Annotated in this window: 20 protein-coding genes and 2 pseudogenes; 4 read left to right on the top strand and 18 right to left on the bottom strand. The window is 51.1% G+C overall.

What is annotated here, in order from left to right; genetic code table 11:
- Positions 1-330: 330 nt before the first annotated feature.
- The 3 genes and pseudogenes from Q7O77_RS05740 to Q7O77_RS05750 all read left to right on the top strand — a co-directional run.
- A pseudogene (locus Q7O77_RS05740) lies at positions 331-555 on the top strand (LexA family protein); the annotation flags it as partial.
- A gap of 171 nt (positions 556-726) precedes the next feature.
- Positions 727-1,194, top strand: a complete 468-nt coding sequence (locus Q7O77_RS05745; RefSeq protein WP_304164193.1) for a Panacea domain-containing protein — start codon at positions 727-729, stop codon at positions 1,192-1,194.
- Positions 1,195-1,205: 11 nt separating this feature from the next.
- Complete coding sequence (locus Q7O77_RS05750) at positions 1,206-1,592, top strand: hypothetical protein (protein ID WP_304164196.1); 387 nt, start codon at positions 1,206-1,208, stop codon at positions 1,590-1,592.
- A gap of 181 nt (positions 1,593-1,773) precedes the next feature.
- On the opposite strand, the gene Q7O77_RS05755 is transcribed toward Q7O77_RS05750, so the two are convergent.
- The 10 genes from Q7O77_RS05755 to Q7O77_RS05800 form a co-directional block, all read right to left on the bottom strand.
- Positions 1,774-2,184: a tail fiber assembly protein gene (locus Q7O77_RS05755; protein WP_304164199.1), complete on the bottom strand. Its 411-nt coding sequence runs from the start codon at positions 2,182-2,184 to the stop codon at positions 1,774-1,776.
- A 6-nt stretch (positions 2,185-2,190) separates the two neighbouring features.
- Positions 2,191-2,832 (bottom strand): hypothetical protein, encoded by a 642-nt coding sequence (locus tag Q7O77_RS05760; RefSeq protein WP_304164202.1) that lies wholly within the window; start codon positions 2,830-2,832, stop codon positions 2,191-2,193.
- 3 nt (positions 2,833-2,835) lie between these two features.
- Positions 2,836-3,417 (bottom strand): YmfQ family protein, encoded by a 582-nt coding sequence (locus Q7O77_RS05765; RefSeq protein ID WP_304164205.1) that lies wholly within the window; start codon positions 3,415-3,417, stop codon positions 2,836-2,838.
- Positions 3,408-4,475: a baseplate J/gp47 family protein gene (locus Q7O77_RS05770; RefSeq protein ID WP_304164210.1), complete on the bottom strand. Its 1,068-nt coding sequence runs from the start codon at positions 4,473-4,475 to the stop codon at positions 3,408-3,410. Before Q7O77_RS05770 ends, Q7O77_RS05765 begins: the two co-directional genes overlap by 10 nt.
- Positions 4,468-4,881, bottom strand: a complete 414-nt coding sequence (locus Q7O77_RS05775; protein WP_304164213.1) for a phage GP46 family protein — start codon at positions 4,879-4,881, stop codon at positions 4,468-4,470. The genes Q7O77_RS05770 and Q7O77_RS05775 overlap by 8 nt, the downstream gene beginning before the upstream one ends.
- A 3-nt stretch (positions 4,882-4,884) precedes the next feature.
- Positions 4,885-5,421, bottom strand: coding sequence for a phage baseplate assembly protein V (locus Q7O77_RS05780; protein ID WP_304164216.1), 537 nt, complete (start codon positions 5,419-5,421; stop codon positions 4,885-4,887).
- Positions 5,421-6,488, bottom strand: a complete 1,068-nt coding sequence (locus Q7O77_RS05785) for a phage baseplate assembly protein (protein ID WP_304164219.1) — start codon at positions 6,486-6,488, stop codon at positions 5,421-5,423. Before Q7O77_RS05785 ends, Q7O77_RS05780 begins: the two co-directional genes overlap by 1 nt.
- Positions 6,485-7,861 (bottom strand): DNA circularization protein, encoded by a 1,377-nt coding sequence (locus Q7O77_RS05790; RefSeq protein WP_304164221.1) that lies wholly within the window; start codon positions 7,859-7,861, stop codon positions 6,485-6,487. Before Q7O77_RS05790 ends, Q7O77_RS05785 begins: the two co-directional genes overlap by 4 nt.
- Positions 7,862-7,936: 75 nt before the next feature.
- Entirely contained in the window at positions 7,937-8,845 is a 909-nt protein-coding gene (locus Q7O77_RS05795) for a phage antirepressor N-terminal domain-containing protein (RefSeq protein WP_304164246.1), read from the bottom strand.
- Between the two features lie 70 nt (positions 8,846-8,915).
- Entirely contained in the window at positions 8,916-9,086 is a 171-nt protein-coding gene (locus Q7O77_RS05800; protein ID WP_304164223.1) for a hypothetical protein, read from the bottom strand.
- 100 nt (positions 9,087-9,186) lie between these two features.
- Between Q7O77_RS05800 and Q7O77_RS05805 the strand changes: the two genes are divergently transcribed.
- Positions 9,187-10,086 carry a LexA family transcriptional regulator gene (locus Q7O77_RS05805; protein ID WP_304164226.1) on the top strand — a complete coding sequence of 300 codons (900 nt, stop codon included), beginning with the start codon at positions 9,187-9,189 and terminating at the stop codon, positions 10,084-10,086.
- Between the two features lie 74 nt (positions 10,087-10,160).
- Here the strand turns inward: Q7O77_RS05805 and Q7O77_RS05810 are convergent, their stop codons facing one another.
- From Q7O77_RS05810 to Q7O77_RS05845, 8 genes and pseudogenes are all read right to left on the bottom strand, one after another.
- Complete coding sequence (locus Q7O77_RS05810; protein ID WP_304164229.1) at positions 10,161-10,697, bottom strand: hypothetical protein; 537 nt, start codon at positions 10,695-10,697, stop codon at positions 10,161-10,163.
- A gap of 41 nt (positions 10,698-10,738) precedes the next feature.
- Positions 10,739-12,742 (bottom strand): phage tail tape measure protein, encoded by a 2,004-nt coding sequence (locus Q7O77_RS05815; protein ID WP_304164232.1) that lies wholly within the window; start codon positions 12,740-12,742, stop codon positions 10,739-10,741.
- An 84-nt stretch (positions 12,743-12,826) separates the two neighbouring features.
- Entirely contained in the window at positions 12,827-13,147 is a 321-nt protein-coding gene (locus tag Q7O77_RS05820; RefSeq protein ID WP_036150295.1) for a phage tail assembly protein, read from the bottom strand.
- Positions 13,147-13,503, bottom strand: coding sequence for a phage tail tube protein (locus Q7O77_RS05825; RefSeq protein ID WP_112092078.1), 357 nt, complete (start codon positions 13,501-13,503; stop codon positions 13,147-13,149). The genes Q7O77_RS05820 and Q7O77_RS05825 overlap by 1 nt, the downstream gene beginning before the upstream one ends.
- Positions 13,503-14,999 carry a phage tail sheath subtilisin-like domain-containing protein gene (locus Q7O77_RS05830; protein ID WP_304164239.1) on the bottom strand — a complete coding sequence of 499 codons (1,497 nt, stop codon included), beginning with the start codon at positions 14,997-14,999 and terminating at the stop codon, positions 13,503-13,505. Before Q7O77_RS05830 ends, Q7O77_RS05825 begins: the two co-directional genes overlap by 1 nt.
- Positions 14,996-15,175 carry a DUF2635 domain-containing protein gene (locus tag Q7O77_RS05835; protein ID WP_026740233.1) on the bottom strand — a complete coding sequence of 60 codons (180 nt, stop codon included), beginning with the start codon at positions 15,173-15,175 and terminating at the stop codon, positions 14,996-14,998. The genes Q7O77_RS05830 and Q7O77_RS05835 overlap by 4 nt, the downstream gene beginning before the upstream one ends.
- 5 nt (positions 15,176-15,180) lie before the next feature.
- Entirely contained in the window at positions 15,181-15,744 is a 564-nt protein-coding gene (locus Q7O77_RS05840) for a hypothetical protein (protein ID WP_112092076.1), read from the bottom strand.
- A pseudogene (locus Q7O77_RS05845) lies at positions 15,741-16,061 on the bottom strand (hypothetical protein); the annotation flags it as partial. The gene Q7O77_RS05840 and the pseudogene Q7O77_RS05845, both read right to left, overlap by 4 nt.
- Between the last annotated feature and the right edge of the window lie 26 nt (positions 16,062-16,087).

Genomic DNA, 16,087 nt, shown 5'->3' on the forward strand with positions numbered 1-16,087 from the left:
ATGTGTATAAGAGACAGGGTATGCTCTCCGATAGAGCTTTTGTGAGTGATATTTTCTACTTTATTATCAATCATTTAATAGAAAATAAGACTAAATAAAACAAATTTAGCACACTTTGATGTACACATGTCATTTGTTTTTTTGTTGCTGTGACTTCGCGAATCTTTAGGGGTTACGAGTGCATGAGAAGGACTCTGATTTGACTTGGCAGGCGGGTTAGCGGGCGGCTAATATCCAGTCACCCGCCCCGCAATTTTATCAGACGGGAGCGGCTAAAACGCCAAGCTTTTTCATGATGGTTTCTGGGGCCTAGTGATCCTATGACGGCACCCACAGGGTAGCTACGTGTTGTTCGATACCGGACGCGAGGCAATCAACGGTAGCCTGGTCGTCGCCAAGATGTCCGACGTCAATGAGGTCACATTCAAGAAGCTGGTGATCGAATGTGGACAGCGCTACCTGAAGGGTCTAAACCCTAACTGGCCGATCATCACGATAAACGGCAACTGCAAGATAATCGGCGTGGCCGTCGAGTCGAAGATGCGCTTTGTTTAAAAAAAGCTGACCATGTTATTTTAACATAATGAAAAATATAAAGTTATTTGCAAACACCAAGTTAGTTCATATGCTATGATTGTATGCATGGACAATATAGAATTACGCGTTTCAAATAATGGATGTTGAATTTATCTTCCACTACCGTAAGCAATTTTTAAGGAGGCAATGATGGCTTACCCTACTGTAGCTGTGGCTAATGCCTTCATAAAAAAGGCATTGGATGGGAAGTTGGGTGATTTAACACCCATGAAATTGCAGAAATTGATGTTTTTTGCACAATCGTGGCACCTAAAGCTTTATGACGAGCCTTTAATCGACGATTTTTTTGCTAAATGGCAATATGGCCCGGTTATACCTTCCCTTTATCACGAAGTGAAAAGGTATGGCGGAGGTGAGATAAAAAAAACGATTAGCTCTATCGTAGACTGCGACGACGAAGTGACTATTGTAACTCCAGTAGTCCCTAAAACAGATCGAAGAACAAGCATGTTTATTGATAAAATAATCAGCGTATATGGCCCGCTGAGAGGTACACAGTTATCATACCTTACCCACCAAAAAGGCACCGCTTGGTCGTGTACAGAAAAAGATAGCTCAGTAATAGATAATAAACTTCTCAAGGAATGCATTGAATAAAGGATGTTGTATTGTCTAAGGAAATATCTCTAGAAAACATATCTCTTCCTGGATCTGTCGATTCCATACCTGATTCTACATCTGATACCGATGAGCAAGATGTAGGGGGCAAGGAAAAGCACCCTGCACTAGTGGTTCAGGAGGTTGAAGATAGAAAGGCAGACAGAGCATTAAGAGAGAAATTCGGAGATAAAGCATATAAAGTTGCCAAAAAAACACTTTATGGCTGGTCAATACTTTTGTTTTGTTATGGGTTATCGAGGATATTTGGTTTCACCATATTCCCCGACGGCGTCATGATCTCCATAACATCCGCTGTAACTCTTAATGTATTCGCAGCATTTTTAGGTGTCATTAGAGGACTTTTCCCATCAGGTAAAGGTTGCAATACAAAATAACCCGGCCACGCCGGGTTTTTTGTGCCTGTCCTTCCGCCATTCGCTTTCGCCCGCCAGCACAGCTTACACTTCGACTACTGCAGTATAATTTGATAAACGCAGGGAGATGATGCGGTGGTGGGCTGATTGGATAGATGACTCGAAGCAATTGGTATGAAATTTTAGTAAAGAAGAATCTCCATCAAGATGGTGCTACGGGCCAAGAAATTTCCGGAACCGTGGATACATCGACCGCTTTGACTGATTTTTTGTATGCTATCCATGCCGAGAGTTTTGCCTTATCTTCATCGCTGATTTCATCCAAAGCCAACTCAACACGCCAGTCTTTAACAACCTCATCGGCGTAATTCAGTAACTGGACCCGCTTTGATTCTGCGATAGCAATTAACTCGACATGGTTTAAGGGTGGAACATCAACCCAACACGGATAGCCGTCTCCATCAACGCCCACTACTTTTCCTTCCGGAGCGGCCGAAAAAGATCTGAAAACGTCATCAGTGACTTCGACTCCGATTTCCGGCCAGGTTCCGGCAGACTCATAAGCACTCTGCAAGCTAAACGGGTAAAAAAGACCATTAGAAAATTTATACATATATCCTCACATTCCAATTGCAACCCAGTTAATACTGGTAGCCGATATGCCATCATTTAAATAGAATTGAGCGTTAACGCGGGGTTCCGAAGATGTTTTACGCCGAAGCGTCGTATTTGATGTGTTGTCGTCGTCATAAATGCAGCCCACCACTACAAACACACCGCTTGGAAATGGGACTTTAAAATTAGCCGTCACCACCGAGTTTCCCCCACCGCGAACACTTCCCCACTGCATGATCAATCCTCCGGGGAAAGGAGCATAGCCATCAGTTTCATTCGATCCAGTAAAAAAGGACATGTCAGGGATCTGATTTTGGCCGGTGCCGACCCCACGCTTTGCAGCCTCTCCCAACCCGAGGTTTTTGAAAAACGTGTCATTAGCGCCATCGTTACTAATATCCGAACCAGGGTTTGACCGGGACAAAAACAAGGATCGCAACGCCGCCAGCAATTGCCCGCGGTTGCCCTTTTCGAGAGATAACCCAGCGGCTTCAATGGGACCGCAGATCTCTTCCTGCAGCGCGTCAAAATAATCGTCATCCAGCTCTGTCGCCAGTGTGCCAGTTTGTGGATTGCCACGGGTGAATCCGTTTTTACCCGCGCCAAATTTGTCGACCTGCGCGGTTCCTGTGTCAATTCGATGCATAAATCACTCCGGGTATTTGAAAATAACGTAGGTGTTTGAGGGACAGAGTTTTTCGATCACGCATTCCGCGGTCGTTTCGCCCCATGTTCTTAAGCTGTCCGTGCACGCGCTGATGCACGTCATGTTGTCTATCTTCGTGGCTGCCGGCATGTTGACGATCCAGTAATAGCGCCACTCTTCTGAATAAAGGGATTCGGTGCATGGGGATGTACAGCGGAATGGGCTGGTATCGAACCGGGTGATCGTCGCGTCCGGGTAACCCAGAGCCTCCAGCTGCCGTAGGTAGAAATCTTCATTAATCCCACCCTGTACATTGATTTTGGCGTCCAGCCGTTGGCGGCGCTGCGTCAGCGTTTGAACACCAGCAGGAGCACAGCTATCAGGGAGACCGCAAATATTCTCGTAGCGGCCAATCAACTCTGAGGTGGTACGCGGGTCTATTTCCAACATCAGATCGTCAGCGCGCTGATGTGCCGCCGCCAGCGACGGAGCCAGCCCCATAAGCAGGGGTTCGTCGCCATCCCAAGCAGGCCCACGAGGCAGCAACACGCCCAGCAAATACTGATATTGATTCGTCAGGTCCATGACACGTCCCCCAGCACGGCCAACTCACTGGCTCCCAGCGTGACATCGTAGGAAGGGCTTACCAGCACATGACTGTACTCTCCGGTCGCTATGCTGATCGCCTCACTAACCCGTGACGGTTTGATCACGCCTTTAGGGATGCCATCGCGAAACAGCATGCTGCGCAACTCAGCAATCACTGCCTGCCGGGTTTCTTCTGTGTCAGGCGTGATACGAACATGCACGTCGATGAATTTAGGGATGGGGGCAAAAACATACAGCTTAGAACCCGCCACGGGCGCCAGCGGCTCAATGTAGGATTGCACAGCGGCGACCGTTGCAGCATCCGGCACCGGATCGATCATGTCGCTGTTGGCAATCATCACACCGACCGTTCCTGTCCCCATCCAATGCCGGTACGTCCACGCACGGGTCACCCCCGCCACTTCTTTGGCCCAGACGATATAATCGCTATCCGCGCCGCCCTGCGGCGTCCAGTACCAGCGTTCAATGATCCGGGCTCTGAAATCTTCCAGACTCTCGATATCGCTACCCGCCTGAATGCTGTCGGCCTGTCCGGCAGACGACAAGCCGGAGATCGGATTAACCAATCTCATGGTGATACCGTCGTCCGTGTTCCCGGTTTCTCCTGCCGTATCACAGGTTACGGGGATCCGTAAAACTCCGCCGGAAGCTGTGGCCGCAGACGTCGTCGTAAACGACACCAGATCGTCACGTTGAATGACTACCCCTTCACCAATGCTGAGGCCGTCAGTTGCACCATCCCAGCGAACGTAACCCGATGCTGCGGCGGCAGCTTTTCGCGTCACCCGTTTCATATTGCCGTGCCGCGTCAGCCAGTCTTCATCCGCCAGATCCGGCAACAGATTGCGCGCCAGATAGTCGATGTACCCGTAGACCGTATGCACGGCTGCCGCCTGGACGCGGGAATACACTTCCGCGTCACTGCGTCGCAGCTGCGCCAGCGTGGAATCGGAAGATAGTCGGGTAAGAACGTCGTTTCGGATGGTGGTAATTAACTGGGGGAGCGTCTGGCGGGAATATCCGCTATCAGCCATCTAATTCACTCCATAGGTCGTTAAAAGCAATCGACACTGTTGTGCCGTCCGATTTACTGATGGTGATCGAGGCCTGTATCGTACTGATGCCGGTGCGTTCGGCTTTCACGTCCACGCGGGCGGCAACGCCATCATCAACCATCCATTGCAGTGATTCGCGCAACATATCCCGGACCCGGCCCGGCGTTTTATTGGTGATTTTCTCGCGTCGAAGCTGGTAAAGGCGGGAGCCTATACGATCATTTTGTACGGTGGGATAACTGTCCCCCCACCAGCCCATGACCTGGTCAACGTCGTCATCAGACCCGGCGCGGCGCCAGGTTGCGATAGAGATGATGACAGCTCGCGTCAGGGGGTCGGTCGGGAACGACACAGCACGTGATACCCCATTCATCGTTAATATCATGCGTTACCCCATTGGCGTGGTCGGTGAACCAGTTATACCGCCGCTATCACCTGGATGATTGTGGGTATTAAAGGTGTCTCTCATCTTCTGCATGGTTGACGTTTTGTCCGTAACCTCACCGGAAGGAACCTCGAACAGAGGGGTATTCACCGTCATTTTCTTTGTCGCATTGACGATCAACGTGCCCGTGCTTACCTCAATCAACTTTCCGCGTTTGAGCACGATGCTGTCGCCCTCGTCGGTGTAAATGGCAACCTCGCCCGCTTGTAGGTTTTTGACCCGGTAGCGCCGGTCAGAAGCCACCAGTACAACACCGTGACTACGGTCGCCATCGAGGTATACCGCCAGCGCCTCAGCACCGGCTTGCGGGGCGGAAGTAAATCCGTAGGGCTCCAGATGCTCGATGTCGGATTTACCCTCTCCGCCCGCCATCTCGATTTGTAGTTGCTGGCATTTCGTCGAGGACGTACGCCCACGGACAACGGCCCGTGAAATCATGTTCGATACCATTCGACTGAGTGATGCCAAAGGGTCTGCCATCAGTACGCCTCCTCTTTTTTCTTCTTCCGCTTGGCTTTTTTCGCTGGCTTGTGCAAGTAGGCTTCTGACGGGCCGACACGTAACTCCGTGATCGTCCCGTTCTCATCCTGCTGATAATTGACCTCGGCGATCACCATTTCCCGGTTGTCGAACCCCAGTTCAGGATCCCAGACGATGACCGTCATATTGGGTTGCCACAGCGCGCCATTACCCTGGCGCCATCCCTGAACGGTGTAGGTGGTTTCGTCCGTTCTCGCGGCGCGGCGCTCCATTTCAAAATCGCACCGGTCACCGCATGACCCGGCCGTTGAGTTACCAGTTTGCCGGATGATCAGAGGCCGATACCTCGCAATACCCCCATCAACTGTTTCTGCTCGAATAGCAGATATCGTCGCCTCTCCATAGTCAGCATCATTAGATTTACGCTGACCAGAAACCGAGTACACGCTGAACCGCTCGCGGATAGATTGCTCGGTATCGCATGACAAAATGTTTTCACCCAGCACCAGTGCCGTCGTAGCCTGCGTAACGCCAATATCGCCGATAACCAGCTGCCCTTGCGCGTTGTCATAGACAAGAGTGGGCGCCAGTCCCAGCATTTTATTCAGCACATCAATGACCGTTTCCCCCTGATCGGCCTGAACGCTCTGCAGGGTGCCGTTGTCAGTGGCATCAATAACTGAGATACCGAAGGGCTCCGCGAGGTCTGCCGCCACCTGAGAAACAGACCGGGACTCATATTGTTTTGGCTCTGCCGAGCAATCGATCAGGTCACAGGTCTTGCTGCGGCCAGAAATCCCCAACACTTTGCTGTTAGCGTCATAACGTACCGGCGTGGCCTCGACGTATCCGGTGATCACCAGGTCATCGCCAATCAGCACCTCAACCACGTCACCGCGCTGAATCCGGGACTTGATGTTTCGCTGATCGGTGTCGCCCGGCCATCGCCGGGTAATTTGCACGTTAAAGTCACGAGCGATCCGCTCGATGCCAGCAGATATCCGCACGGACGTCCAACCGCCCCACTCGCGCCCATTAACGCGCAGCGTTACCAGATTTTCACTCATTGCGTGGGAACCCTCAGTGTGGTGACCGGGACGAAGCCGGGATGCTGGATATTGTTTCGCGCCATGATCTCGTCTGCCCGCTCCACTGAATCGTACCAATCAGCAGCTAAGACTATGGCGGGCAGAACCTCAGTCGTTTGACGCTCAGTGACGCGTGCGGCGAGCACAAGACGGCTAGAGATATCGCTGTTTACGTCAGATCGCACCCGCACCAGTGCCTGAAATAACGTATCGTCGGTGACACGTTCTAACTCGCGGTCTATCGCCGTATTCAATGATTCTCTAACTTCGGTGAGATCATCCCATGATGGCACCGTCGCCGCGGCAGTTGACGTCGTCGTACCGGCATTAGTCGTCGCCTCAGAGGTATCGATATCGGTTACCGCAGGATGCGGAATCGTGACTATGACTGGAGAGGCCCCGCCCCCGGCGCCTAATGCGTTTGACGATGATGTTAAAAGTGATTGAGACGATGATCGAGACTGCGCGGGCTTAGGCAATGAGGTGACCGTATAGGCAGCTTCACTGATTGCCGATACGCGAATTGCCTGTGCCACGTGGTTGCTTTGGGTCTTGCGGCTTTGCGTAGTCGTGCTATCGGTGGACCACACGCCTCGCGGGGCCAGATCGTGACCAGCCGTGACTCCCGTCAATCCAGTGATCATCGACACCAGAGATTTTGTGTCACCGCTAAGACGCGTTCCGGCGCGCCACATCGTTTGCAGGCGGTTGACGAAATTCATCGCGCTGCCGCCGCTGCCAAGCAATACGGTCAGGTCGCCGTTCATTAGCCGGGCGGCGGCCGTCACACCTGCATCAACGTATTTGAATGTGTCGGTCACAAAATCCATCATCGCGCTGGCGTCATCCAACACGCCGTCGTTGATAAAGTCCGGCAGACCATCCAAACCGAACGCTTCCATTGCTGATCCAATGCACTCGTCAAGCCACGAAACAGAAGACGACAGTTTTTTACCCGTAGCCAGCCCTGCCGTTGGGAATGACAGTTCGCCAGCTTCGACAAAAGAGAATGCGATACGGCACATCCGGCCTTCATCATTGGTATGTGAGATTCTGGCCGGCTCATTAATGGTGATGCTCATCTCGCCGTAGTAAGGATGAATCAGCGTTGCTGGCCCCTCTTTTTCGATCTCCTGAATCAGCCGGTTACGCTGCTCCATAAAATCATCGCCGATAACGTATGCTTCGACCGAAAAATGTCGGGTGGCCCGTCCTAAATCCTCGGAATAGGGTTTATCCCTGTTCGGGTATTCATGGACCTGAACCCGCCGACCAAACTGCGCCTCATCTCCACTGATCTTGAATTTCACCCCGCGTAAGGAGGCATCATGTAGGTTATCTATCCAACTCATGCGATCTCCGGGCATAAAAAAACCCGCCGAAGCGGGTTATCAGCCATTCATTTTTTTAAATTATTGGTTCAATACCTACCGCAAATGAGGAAGTACCCTGCTCCAGTTATCATCCGCCAGCGGTTGATATTCAATATGAGAAGTTTCGCGCCTTAAAAACTCTCTCGCTCTATTAATTGTTCGGGGGTACTCGTGGCCTATTGAAAAGAAACGAGAAGCCAAACGGTGTTCCGCAACATCCAGCAAAGGATATATATCCTTACACGCTGCAATCATTGCTTCTGAGTATTTACACAACCAGGCCAACTCACACAGTTCTTCATCGGTGAACTGTATTCGTGCGTTGGGCGGTAGGGATTTTTGCTTTCCGAGGAACTCACCCTCCAACGAAACACGGGCCGCCAGTGATAGCGCTTCGGTGAACTGTTCTTCACCGATGTCTTTGTAGCTGCAGCCAAAGTGTGATTTCAGCGATGACCACAAGGTGATCATCCCCTTAGCCTGGCGCTCTTTCGGCAGAGCCTTGCCACGAGTCATTACCAACTGCTTGATCGCTTCCTGCTGCTCTGGGGTAATTTTGCCGGATAACACCTTTTTAGCCTTGCGCGGATTTTTTACCTCACCCTTTGTCCAGTACTCATACAGAACGTCGTCGCATTCCTCTTGATAACGTGCAACCTTTTCGCGCAACCCAGGACGAACCTTGCCGACGTTAATTGTGTGTAACCAACCAGCAACCTTTCTAAGTGGGAGGCATACCACTTCACGGCGCTGACTATCACCGGGAAGCTGTGTTGTGATAATCACAACGGAGGTTTTGAATCGATTTTTAATCTTGGTAAATTGCGATGCCCAGTCTAACCCCATCCCTTCAACTATTGGGCGCATTGGTGTTTGCGCTTCACCATTATGGTTTACGATGTAGAGATGGGCCCCATGGAAAGGCACGTTGATTGTACGATCTGCAATTGCTACACTGTTCATTGTTAGTTCCTTGCTAGTTACTGACAAATTAGAAACCTCGCTGGTTGCCGCCAACGAGGTTTTGCCTTTATTAAATAACGAAATCACCTTTCTTCTCCATCTCAATAACTCGGTCTAGGATGTAATCAAGCATCCCTTGCGCAGAACGATATGTTTTCGCAGCATTACCCTCTATAAATTCTCTAACCTCTGGTCTCATGCGATACGATAGCGGCTTGATGTTTGCTTTTTTCTGTTCCATTATTCACCTCATGCAATTTGATTCTTCACACCATCATCGGTGTGAGGTGATTATTAACCACACGTCACAATGTGTCAATGTGAGATTTTAAATATCATAAATGAAAATAGATAAATCATTCTCTAGTAGAGTATCCATAGCCAGAAACGCCCTAGGCTTAACGCAAGGCCAATTGGCGGATATGGTTGGTATCGTGAGACGACAGATTGCGGCTTATGAAGCTGGAGACTCAAAGCCAAGAATTGGAGTGCTTCAAAACTTAGCGGCCGCCCTAGGGACTACAACTGAGTGGCTTGCTACTGGCAAAGGAAGTGGACCTGATGTCAGCGGAGTGAAGCGAACTGTAACTTTGAGAGAAATACCTGTTCTCTCTCATGTACAGGCGAAGTTTGAAACATTGGAAGAACTATTAAAAACAGCGTCGGTAAAGGACTTCATACCAGCGCCACCAGGAGCCAATGAAAATTGTTTCGCGATTCAAGTAGAAGGCGACTCAATGTCTTCTGCTCACGGAATCAGTTTTCCGCCAGGTTCAATTGTTACCTTCGATACCTCTTTGCCAGCTTATTCTGGTGACTTTGTTCTATGCCATTCACCAGATTGTACTGATGCGATGTTTAAGCAACTCATCGTAGATCAGGGAAATCAATACCTTAAGTCATTAAATTCTGACTACCCCATGATTTCATCTAATTCACTAGAATTTATTGGTGTGGCCATACACTCCCAAATAAGAATTCATAAAAACGATCGTGATTTTCCGACAGTTTATGAAGATGCGCAAAGACTCATTTCTGATAGGAATAATGTTAGTGCGGATTCTTTGTCAGCCCTAGCCCCCTCTGGAATATATTACTTGGATGAGCGATTAAATCGCCTTGAGGAAATTTCGGAGAAATTAGAGAAGATTTTTTCCAAACAAGTCGTGCAGCAGGTATTGCAGGAGTCCCCCTACCCACCACTTAGCTCAATGGTTGAAGGAAAAGATAAAAAAAAGTGATTTAATCATACTTTTTGTCCCGTCATGATACAAAAAGCCCACATAGGTGGGCTTTCAAACAAGCTCATTACCTACTAATTAAGCGCTTTTATATCTGTAAACTTGAATATAAATTCAGGTTCTTTCAAGCCCCCCGATAAGCTCATGCTCGATTCCTTAATGCAAGATTCGTCTCCCCTAAAGAATGACCCAGAAAAGATGACTTTATCACCCACATTTAAAGATGACGCTTCCCCGAAAAGCTTTGAACGAGGATCAATTAAAGTGCCATAGTTCACATCGGAAAATGCATTATTCCAAGTCTTCAAGGCTACATCTTTGGCAATTTCAACTTCAAAAATACCCTTACCATCGCTGTTCGAATCTATCGTTTTGACTTTGCCTACCCAGCCACTCACAGTTCGCTTTTTGAGCCCTTTACAGATTGCATCGTCTCTACGGACTTTTATGCCCCCACGTTGCATATCATTTTTAGCTGAAGAAGTTTCCGAAATTGCATTATTCACTATCTCGATAAACTTTGTTTCTTTATCAGGTAATTCATTCGCGACCGCTGAACAAGAAAATAAAGTTGCTGTGATAAATAAAGCGCCAATTTTACAAACAGACATCCATAAACTCCCTTTTAAAAAGAACAGATTTAAATTCTAGTTTACTTCCCTGTCGAAGAAAATCTGTTATAATCAACATCATAGTTAAGCCAAGGAAGAGCCCCGCCGCCCGCGGGAATTACCTGCATCCCTTGTGGTGAGTTATCGAACTTGACGGTGATTTCTGCCGATTGCTTAGGCGTAAGAACCGGTTTCATCGGATCATAATTTGGATCAACGCCAAGCATTTCTTTCAGGTTAAATAAGAACCCAGCATGATCGGACCTGTCGCCCTTGGGCCCATTGTTACTGCCCATCACTGCTCCTACATCTGAGCGTAATTTATTCGTGTCTTCATGTACCTGAATGCCTAACAGTTCTTTTAGTCGGGGGATAAACCCGGTGTAACCGCGTTCCTCTTCATTTTTCTGCAGGTTGTTCGTGAGATATGTGCCTACATCAACATGCTGGTTCGAGGCATCTTCATGCAATTTGTCCAGGCGTTTCATTAGGTCAAACATGACGCCTATAGTGACGGTGATCACCCCCATCTGCGCGATGCTGCGAAGGTTGTTTTTCAGCCCTCCAGCTTCTTTATTTGCGCCCCCGATCCCTGTCACCATATCTGTGAGCCATTTCCCAGCGGTAAATGTGGCGACGCTGGTCATGATATTTTCCCATCCGCCAATGGACTGAACGAAGCTATTAACCTGATCGGCGACATTTTTCACCACCGGCCCGACGGTGTCCCAGTTGTCCACAATCAGACCAGCACCAATCACCATCAGCGTGACCAGCTTACCCAGGGTGGACATCTTCATTACCGCTTCCAGCCCGCGGAATGTTTTGGTGACTATCCCCACGCTGGCTGATACACCAACCAATGTCACCCCCAGCTTAAGAACACGACGAATCAGATCCGGGTTCGCCCTTGACCAAGCTCTGAATTTCTCCAGAAAAGGCTGCATTTTCTTTGTCAGCTCGACAATATCCGGGAGAAATATGCTACCAATCGTAATACTGGCCGCATTAAACTGATTCTTTATCAACTCAATGCTGTTAGCCGTGGTTGCCGCTCGGGACTCATATTCCTGCTGCATCGAACCTGCATATTGCTGGGCTTCAGATACACGATTGAAGTTAGTTCTCAATAGATCGAGATTGGCTAATAGCGGCGCAATCGCTCCACTTGATTCTGTCCCAAACAATGCGGTCAGAACAGCAGGTTGATCGGCTTTTGAAACCTTTGCTAATGAGTCCAGAACATGCAGTATTGCCGTCTTAGAATCCTTCTGCATATCCGCGGCAAGCTGTTTGGGATTGATTTTTAAAAGCCTCAACGCTTTTTTCTGAGAGGCAGTGGCTGATTTACCCGCGGTCAGCGACAGCATGAAGTTTTTAACACCGGTAGCCGCAATTTCGGACTCAACGCCCATGCCGGAGATCGTCGCGCCCATCGCCGCAATTTCTCCAGAGGCAATACCGGCAACAGAACCCAGTGGACCGATTCGAGTCACAATGTCGGAGATTTTCGCGGCATTTGCCGGTCCATTGTTGCCTAGGAAGTTAATTTTGTCCGCCAGCGCAACGACTTCGGTTTGGCCCATTTTGAACGCGGTACGCCACTGCGCCATCATCTGGCCTGACTGCTCCGCCGTCTGGTCAAATGCGATCCCCATTTTCACCGCATCGGCAGCAAATTTGGATAATTCGTTGCGTGCAATACCAGCCTGCCCGCCCGCTGCCACAATCTGGGCGATCCCCTCAGCCGCCATCGGCAGCTGAGTAGACAGGCTAAGAATATCTTCCCCCATCTGTTTAAACTGCTCCGGCGTCTCAAAGTTCACCACTTTTCTTACGTCGGCCATCCCGGATTCAAAGCTGATCGCCTGTGATATGGGGTAGGCAAATGCTGTACTGATCCCTGCCCCCATCGCGGCCGCACCGGCCATCACGCTGCTGAATTCCTTCTGGAACCCGCGCATTTTTTTGCTCATTCCCTTGAGCGGTTCGGACAGTTTATCGACAGCGGTGATAATCGCTTTCAACTGGAAACTATCGGCCATTGTTCAATTCCCCGTTAATGCGCACGGCCTGTTCCTCCAGCTCCATAAATTCAGACAGGCCGACGTGTTTCAGTTCAAGTGGGTTTATTCGCCAGAAATGGCAGACGTTGTAGAGTCGGCTTCGGAGCTGGTCGAGTCGCCCGACCCCATAAAAAAACCGAGGATCGACATAGACGCAACGGTCACATCGCGCAGCGCCATTTTCTCGGCTGCCGACGGAGGGATACCCGCCAGCACCGGGATATAACGCAACGCGGCGCCGGTATCGATTTTCGTCTCTCCAGCAGCGCCATAGGAGAATGGCAGGCCAAACTGCTGCACTTCTGCATACGTGGGTTCGCGCAGCTCCAGCACATGCAGCTTTTCACCATGCGCCATGATTGGTTTTGTGAGTAGCAGTTCCATTATTGATAGCCCCCTTCTTCGCCGTGGAATTCCAGATCGGCCGTGCCGTTCTCTGCATCGTGATTCGCTTCACCGGATAGGTGCGCGCCAGACAAGACATACACCTGGCCGTTAGCCAGCTCGGCCGTGATCGTCATCGTGTCCGAGGACGTGATCTTGTCTACCGGGAAAGAGGAAGGAACCTTAAACGTCCCCTTCACATAAGGGGCGCGGAAGCTTTCCTTGTAGTCGACAGAGCCGTCCAACCCCATCACATCTTCTTTGATCGTGGTGTTCATCGGCACTTCAACGCCCCCGGTCAGCGATAGTTGCTGACCGTCAATTTTGAAATAGCAGGTACCTGCAACGCGAGCCATTAAGCGGCCTCCTCTGCGCTATATTGCAAACGGAACTGATTGACCAACGCGAAGATGCGCAGCTGGTTGACGTAATCCGGCGGGAACAGAACATCCAGACGATTCGGGTTATCCGCGTTACGTTCAACAATCAGGTATTTTTTGAACAGGTCGTAATTTTCAACGATCCCGGCGCGCTCCATCTTGCGATAGACCGCCAGCATTTCCCCGCGGATCACTGCCGGTGTCACAATCGCCTGTCCGGCACCAAACCGCGTACCGTCGCTGGCCAGCTTATGGCGTGGGTATTTGCTGGTGATGATTGACTTCAACTGACGCAGTACGTAGGCGCTGGTATGCAACGTTTCACTGTCCAGAAAGCTGTTGTCCGTGACACCAAACGCGTTTTTCTTGTACATCGTGATATCGCGCTGAATGCGTAGAGAACTGCTTTCCACATACGCGGTGGCGATCCCATGAGTCAGCAACGATTGCTGTTCCGAGAAAATAAAACGCGAACCCTTCGGCGCGGGCAATGCCCCCGTCAATTCGCCGGTTTGCGTCGGGCGGGCCGGGTCGTTGCGAATGAATCCAGCATTTCGCGCCGTGCGCAGGGCGGCCAATTCATCGGCGGTGGTATGGATGTCCGGCTCGTACCCTGCCACGGTGATGTGTTCCAGGTTAAGCGAGGAACCAAACGCCACCAGCTCAGACAGGGAACCGATCTTTGCCGAGTACACATGGCCGTATAGCTGCCGCGCATAGCCCCAACGGTCGGCCAGCTCAGCGTGAATGGTAGAAACCGACGAAGAGTCATTGAACGGGAACGCGTTGAAGTCAAACGGCTCATCCCCCATCGCCGCCACCGCGCCCGTCAGATCGGGTATACCGCTGCCGCCGCTCATGGCTTTGATATCGATGTTAATGCCGCTCGGTGTCGTCTGGCTGCCCACCAGGCCGTAGTAGTTCAGGGCTAACGGGATCTCATTGCCAGTCAATCCTGCGTGACGCGCCGTCAGCGTTACCACGGCATCAGCGACAGCCGCCGTCACCGGCAAATCCACATTGGCATTGATAGCCGCGGATACGGTCGCTGCAACATCTGCCGCCGTTTCACCGGCGGTCACACCGGCCTGTACCAGCACATTGCCGATGTAGAGGTAGACGGTGCCGGACTCCTGCGCATTTCCGGTCAACGTCAGCGCGCCGGACGCGGCAGCGCCCGCGCTGGGTGCATCGAGGGCAATTACCCACAACTCACCGAACGGATCGATACTGCGGTAGCTGGCGACCATTCGCGCTAACTGGCTTCCGCGCCCAGCTAGACTGCCGGCAAGGCCCGCCGATGGCATAATGGTCAGAGCATTGCGCTGAATGCTCGCGTCGCTGTTGGCATAGCCAATGATCAGCGCTGGCGCAGCGCCGTCGGACGTCGTGTTCGCCGCGCTGTTATCCATTTCAGCCCAGAACAGCGGCACCTGGATATTCGACGGGATGCTGTTGAAACTGACACTCATTGACTCACCTCACTGGTTTCGGTTTCTTTTTTTTTACGATCGACAATTTCCACGTCCCCGTCGTTTAAACGCCGGTACCAGTAGACATTGCCCTCTACGTTTCGCCCGGATTCAGGCAATACGTCACCTCGGGCCGGGTCAGGAACTGACCGCCCGTCTTTGGGTTTTACAAACATGGGATTTACTCGTTTTTGAGGGTTATTTCGGTGTGATGCTCGATGTTGCCGTCAGGACCGTTGCCGGGATCGATATAGTCAACGTCGACGCTAATCTCCTGCAGATCATCCAACGTGTTCAGGTCTTGCTGCTGGCGCGTATCGTCCTCGCTAACTTCCAGCGTGCGGATAAAGTCGAACTGATAATAGAGACGCCCCCGATCCATCTGAATCAGTTGGCCGCCCGCATACGATATAGGATGCGCGTTATCGTCCGGCTGCCACCCCAGCAATGCCCGCCACAACTCAGAGCGAACCGTATCGACAACATCGAACGAGGCAGCCTGTCCTCGGTTATCCGGCGTGTTATTCATTACGCAGACAATCGCAAACCCTTCCGTCACGTTCTGCAAGTAATCCGTTATAGAGCGTTGCTCGTCCGCATCATCACTGGACGGCACGACGTAGGCCGCGGGCAACAACATTTTGCCGGTTTCCGGCAGCGCCTTGAGTTCCGCAGCACCCGCTACGCGCCCCGCAAACGATGGGCAACGCTGCCGCAAGGCGGCGATCACAATCGAGAGTTTCATCGCTTCTTCTTTCGTTGAGGACGCAGAGATTCCCGCAGCGCGCGGGACAACACGTAATGTGTCCACGCTTTGCGGGATTCGAGAACCTGCGTCATATAGTTTTTGCGGGGAGCAATGCGCCACGGCGTTCCACCGGAGGCACCGCGGTGATGGCGGCGCTGCCGCACAGCTCCACGACGAACGCCATAAAACAGAAATGCCGGATAGAAAGCCCCCTGAATGGGTCTGTTGCCCTCGCCCCGCTTCTGGTTAGGTGCGATCCGTACCATCAGACCGGGACGACGTTTTGACGCCCTGGGAACGTAATAGCCAATGGCTGTCTCTTATACACATCTGACGCTGC

Source organism: Lonsdalea britannica (genome assembly GCF_946477055.1).
GTDB classification, from domain to species: Bacteria; Pseudomonadota; Gammaproteobacteria; order Enterobacterales; family Enterobacteriaceae; genus Lonsdalea; species Lonsdalea britannica_A.